General features: G+C 66.7%; 7 protein-coding genes and 1 pseudogene. 2 read left to right on the top strand and 6 right to left on the bottom strand.

Features of this window, described 5'->3' with window-relative positions; genetic code table 11:
- Window positions 1-30 precede the first annotated feature (30 nt).
- The gene (locus ACLQ62_RS14850; RefSeq protein WP_411722401.1) at window positions 31-753 is read right to left on the bottom strand and encodes an alpha/beta fold hydrolase; all 723 of its coding nucleotides are present in this window, start codon (window positions 751-753) and stop codon (window positions 31-33) included.
- A gap of 62 nt (window positions 754-815) precedes the next feature.
- On the opposite strand from ACLQ62_RS14850, the gene ACLQ62_RS14845 reads away from it, so the two are divergent.
- On the top strand, window positions 816-1,301 hold the full coding sequence (locus ACLQ62_RS14845; protein WP_411722400.1) for a glutathione peroxidase: 486 nt from the start codon (window positions 816-818) through the stop codon (window positions 1,299-1,301).
- 2 nt (window positions 1,302-1,303) lie between these two features.
- Here ACLQ62_RS14845 and ACLQ62_RS14840 read toward each other — a convergent pair whose 3' ends face one another.
- Entirely contained in the window at window positions 1,304-1,663 is a 360-nt protein-coding gene (locus ACLQ62_RS14840; protein WP_411722399.1) for a hypothetical protein, read from the bottom strand.
- 124 nt (window positions 1,664-1,787) lie between these two features.
- On the opposite strand from ACLQ62_RS14840, the gene ACLQ62_RS14835 reads away from it, so the two are divergent.
- Complete coding sequence (locus tag ACLQ62_RS14835; RefSeq protein WP_411722398.1) at window positions 1,788-2,129, top strand: zf-TFIIB domain-containing protein; 342 nt, start codon at window positions 1,788-1,790, stop codon at window positions 2,127-2,129.
- Here the strand turns inward: ACLQ62_RS14835 and ACLQ62_RS14830 are convergent.
- From ACLQ62_RS14830 to ACLQ62_RS14815, 4 genes and pseudogenes are all read right to left on the bottom strand, one after another.
- A complete protein-coding gene (locus ACLQ62_RS14830; protein WP_411722397.1) occupies window positions 2,126-2,455 on the bottom strand; it encodes an ArsR/SmtB family transcription factor in 330 nt (109 codons plus the stop codon). The genes ACLQ62_RS14835 and ACLQ62_RS14830 overlap by 4 nt on opposite strands.
- The gene (locus tag ACLQ62_RS14825) at window positions 2,455-3,123 is read right to left on the bottom strand and encodes an SRPBCC family protein (RefSeq protein ID WP_411722396.1); all 669 of its coding nucleotides are present in this window, start codon (window positions 3,121-3,123) and stop codon (window positions 2,455-2,457) included. The genes ACLQ62_RS14830 and ACLQ62_RS14825 overlap by 1 nt, the downstream gene beginning before the upstream one ends.
- Before the next feature lie 168 nt (window positions 3,124-3,291).
- On the bottom strand, window positions 3,292-4,329 hold the full coding sequence (locus tag ACLQ62_RS14820; RefSeq protein ID WP_411722395.1) for a glutathione S-transferase family protein: 1,038 nt from the start codon (window positions 4,327-4,329) through the stop codon (window positions 3,292-3,294).
- Between the two features lie 162 nt (window positions 4,330-4,491).
- A pseudogene (locus ACLQ62_RS14815) lies at window positions 4,492-5,022 on the bottom strand (M18 family aminopeptidase); the annotation flags it as partial.

The raw sequence follows: 5,022 nt of genomic DNA, 5'->3' as shown, positions 1-5,022 counted from the left end.
TGCGCCCTGTCGAGTGTGCGCCTGACCGCGTCAGGCGGCTGATGTTGCGTCGCGGTAGCCCTCCATCAGGGGATCCGTGAACGCGTGCGGTCGAACCACGCTGACCATGTGGCTGGCGCCGGGGACGGTGATCAGCCGGGCATCGCGGGTCGCGGCGAGATAGCGGCCGGCGTGGGCTCGGACGTGGTCGAAGCGGCCGTTGACGAAGAGCACGGGTACGTCGATCTCGGCAAGCCGCTCGAGCGGGCGCAGCGCGAGCAGGGACTGAAGCACGTCGTCCATGACATCGAGCGCGACACCGCCGGCGATCACATCGGTTGCGCCCGGCTGCGGCACGAACAACCGCACGGTCAAGTCGTTGAGCGCGCGGCCGCGGTCGGGGAACGTGCCGATCACTCTCGAGATCGCCCGCCACCCGTGCATGATGACCGGGTGAGGCACCGTGGCGCAGGCGGCCGCGAGCAACCCGGCGACGCGACCGGGGTTGCGTGCCACCCATTCGATCGCGAGGTAGCCGCCCAGCGAGAACCCCACGAGGTACGGCTTGGTTCCGGATGCTTCCGCCGCCGTCACCGCGTCGTCGATGCCCTGCAGGGCGGAGTCGACGGAGAAGCGTTCGCCGAGTCGCGAACCGTGCCCGGGCAGGTCGATGGCATCCGTCGGGATCCCGAGGCGGCCGAGGTGCTCCTCCTGGTGCCGCCACAGGGTGGCCGATGTGCGCAGGCCGTGCACGAGGATGACGGGAGCGGACATGCCCCTCATCTTAGGTTTGACCCGACCAGCCAGCCCACAGCATCCGTCGCTACGCTCGCGACATGAGCCTTCGCGACATTCCCCTGACCACCATCTCCGGTTCGACAACAACCCTCGCCGAGCACCAGGACAAGGTTGTCCTCGTTGTGAACGTCGCCTCGAAGTGCGGCCTCACGCCTCAATACGACGCCCTCGAGGCGATGTACCGAAAGTATCGCGACCGCGGATTTCTCGTTCTCGGCTTCCCGAGCAATCAGTTCTTCCAGGAGCCCGGCGTGGGCGAAACGATCGAGGAGAGTTGCCGCATCAACCACGGCGTCACGTTCCCGCTGTTCGAGAAGACCCAGGTCAACGGCAAGAACGCTCACCCGCTCTACGACGAGCTGACCAAGACTCCGGATGCCGCCGGCAAAGCAGGCAAGGTGAAGTGGAACTTCGAGAAGTTCGTGATCACGCCTAATGACGAGGTGTACCGGTTCCGTCCGACGACGGTTCCCGACGCTCCCGAGGTTCTCGCCGTCATCACGGGCGCGCTGCAGCCGGCCTGAAACTACTCGCTGCCCGGGGTGGTGGGTGTGACGCCGCACGCCTCCTGAAGCGCCGTGACCGATTCGCTCGGCAACTGGTCGCCGGAGTCGGCGATCTCTTCGAGCGGGGCGATGTACTCGACGGGCACACCGGCGCCCTCGGCAGCGACGAGCAGACCGGAAAGGAGCTGCTTGTCCTGTTCGCTGACCGTTCCGTCCTGAAGGGGCGTGCAGATCTGCTCGCGCAGCTCGGCGACGGCGGCCGAGCCGGCCTGGGACGCGGCCTCACTCGCGATGCCCTGCGCAGCATCCCCTACCTGGCTGCACCCGGCCAGGGCAAGAAAAAGGGGAACGGCGAGGAGCGGGGCGAAGCGACGATTCATGGCGCGAGTCTACGAGGACAGCCTCCCGCGAGCCTGAGAGCGCGGCGTGTGAACGGCCGCCACACAGGACCAACCGAGAGAGCCTCCATAGGATGGACAAACGACTTTTCGTCTAGGAGGACAAATGAAGTGCCCAACTGATTCAGCAACTCTTGTGATGAGCGAACGCGGCGGCGTCGAGATCGACTACTGTCCTGAATGCCGTGGAGTGTGGCTTGACCGCGGCGAACTCGACAAGATCATCGAGCGCGCCGAAAACGAAATGGCGAAGAATGCGCCGGCGCCAGCGGCAGCCGCGCCGATCATTGTTCCCGTCCAGCAGCAGCGCCCCCCGTACGACGGGCGCAACAACAACGACAGCAACGACCGGAACTGGAACGACCACGATCGTGACCGCCGGTACGACAACCGCGACGGTTACCGCAAGAACAAGAAAGAAAGCTGGATCGCCGACCTCTTCGGTTAGGAGGCGCTCCCCCGTTTGCCTCGCATCAGCTCGGTGCCGAGCGCGTCAAGGCGCTGCGTCCAGAAGCCGCGGAAGACGCCAAGCCACTCGTCGACTTCCTGCAGCGGGCCGGCTTCAACGGCATAGATCCGTCGCCGCCCGTCCGTTCGCACGGTCGCGAACCCGCTGTCCCTCAGCACCTTGAGGTGTTGCGAGACAGCGGGCTGGCTGATCCCGAACTCCTCCGCGATCGCCTCGACGATCGCGCCGGCCGGCTGTTCCCCCGCGGCGAGGAGTTCGAGGATCCGGCGCCGGACCGGATCCCCGAGAATGTCGAAGGCGTGCACTAGACGTCTGGGCCCGCTTCCACACCCAGGTACGCGTCGAGGCAGCGCTTGGCGGCGGCCGTGGCATCCGCTTCGCTTTCACCGGCGGCAATGTTGGCGTCGCGCCATTCGTCGTTGCTGCGGGTCATGAAACGGATGCCGTCGGCCGACACGCTCCACGCCGCCGACTCGCCGAGGTTGAGGCTGGAGCCTGAACCGAGGTGTAGCGCGAGGCCGAGGAACATCATGTCCCAGCCGATGCCGACGGCGCTCGGGCCGAACATCTTCCAGTCCTCGTCACCGACGTGGGATACGTGCTCGACCTCGAGGGTGGTCTGCTGGTCGTTGCCGTTGAGGGTCGCGGTGACCCAGCTGACGTCGCCGCCGTACTCCCAGGTCACGTGCAGGGTGGTTGGTTCGGCGCATTCGAGTATTTCTCCGCCGGCATTGCCCTCGATCTGGTACCGGCCGCCGAGCGTGAAGTCCCCGGAAACCGGGGCGAGCCAGCGCGAGATCCGGTCCTGGCTGGTGATGGCGTTCCACACCTCCGCCTGCGATGAGGGGTAGGTCTGGGTCAGCGTGACGACGCGGGCGTCCTCGCCGCCGACCTCCCGGGATCCCACTGAACGCGTCACAGCAGGGATCTGGCCGTCGGTCATCTCGTGCAATTTGTGCAGGTTCGTGTCCATGCCGACCAATGTATCAGTGTGTACTTATACGTGCAAGGGTCCGCCCCCCGGGGTGCGAACCGCCACCACGCGGCATCCGCTCTCGGGCGCGCACCTTCTCACCCACTCCGGACCAAAACACCCGGCGCACCGAATGAACCGGTCCGCAGCGGGTGAATTCGTGCGCCCCTACGCCCCGTGGCCCTCGGGCACGAGCTCGGACTCGGGCGGCGGGCCGGGCGGGGTGCCGTCGCCGAACGGGCGTCCGCCGAGCGATTCGCGACCGTGCGCGGTGAGCCAGCCGGAGGCATCCGGACCCGCGGGAACGATCCCGGTCGGGTTGATGTCGGAGTGCACGATGTAATAGTGCTGCTTGATCTGCACGAAGTCGGTGGTGTCGCCGAATCCCGGCGTCTGGTTCAGGTCGCGCGGGTACGCCCACAGCACCGGCATCTCGCTGAGCTTGTTGCGGTTGCACTTGAAGTGCCCGTGGTAGACCGCGTCGAAGCGGGCGAGGGTCGTGAACAGGCGGATGTCTGCTTCGGTGATCGTGTCACCGACGAGGTAGCGCTGGGTGGCCAGCCGCTCCTCGAGCCAGTCGAGCCGATCGAACAGCCGCGTGTAGGCCTTCTCATACGACTCCTGCGAGCCGGCGAACCCGGCTCGGTAGACACCGTTGTTCACCTCCCGGAACACGAGATCGTTGACTTCGTCGATCTCGGCCCGCAGGTGCTCCGGATAGAGGTCGGGTGCGCCGTCGCGGTGGTGCTCGGTCCACTCGGTTTCGAAGTCGAGGGTGATCTGCGGGAAGTTGTTCGTGACGACCTTGCCGGATGCCACCTCCACGATCGCGGGAACGGTGATGCCGCGCGGGTAGTCGGCGAAACGGCGGAAGTAGGCATCCTGCAGCCAATGGATGCCGAGCACCGGGTCGAGGCCGTCCTGGTCGAGGTCGAAAGTCCAGCTGCGGGCGTCGTGGGTGGGACCGGGCATGCCGAGAGAGATCACGTTCTCGAGACCGAGCAGGCGGCGGACGATCGCCGTGCGATTTGCCCACGGGCACGCGCGAGCGGCGACGAGCCGGTACCGGCCGGGCTCGACGGGCCAGCCGTCACGGCCGTCGCGGGTGATGCGGTCCTCGATGTAGTTCGTGTCGCGGGTGTACTCCTCGCCCGGTTCGACGTAGCTGCCTGGAGTGCTCTGCCCTGCGGTCGCTTCAGTGGTCATGCGTTCAGCCTAGGCAGCGCACCTGAATGGGCCGTACAAGTGTCGCTGCGGCCGCTCCCCACCCCTGCTCAACCGGATGAAACGCAGCTCGTGAACGTTCAACAGGAAGAACTGGCACTTCTGATCCGGGGCTTCCTGTTGAAGGTGCTCACGGGGCGCAGCTCAGACCCCGGCGAAGAACGCCCCGACCGCCCGCGACAGCCCCATGAGGTCATCGACGTGCGCCAGCTCGCGGGCCGAGTGCATGGACAGCAGCGGCACGCCCACGTCCACGACCCGGATGCCGAGCCTCGTCGCCGTCAACGGACCGATCGTCGACCCGCACGGCACCGTGTTGTTCGACACGAACTCCTGGTACGGCACGTCCGCGGAGGTGCACGCGCGTTCCCAGAGCGCCGCACCGACGGCATCCGTCGCGTAGCGCTGGTTCGCGTTGATCTTGAGCAGCACCCCCGAACCCATGATCGGCTGGTTCGCGCCGTCGTGCTTCTCGGGGTAGTTGGGGTGCACCGAGTGGCCGGCGTCGGCGGACACGCACCAGGAGTCGGCGTACGCCCGCAGCTTCTGCGAGACGGATGCCCCGAGACCGGCACCGATCCGGGTGAGGATGTCGTCGAGCATCGGGCCGGACGCACCGGAGCGGGACTCGGAACCCAGCTCCTCATGGTCGAACGCGGCCAGCACGCTGATGTG

This window comes from Mycetocola sp., assembly GCF_046716805.1.
In the GTDB taxonomy this organism is placed as follows: Bacteria; Actinomycetota; Actinomycetes; order Actinomycetales; family Microbacteriaceae; genus Mycetocola_A.
This window is presented reverse-complemented; position numbering and strand designations above follow the sequence as displayed.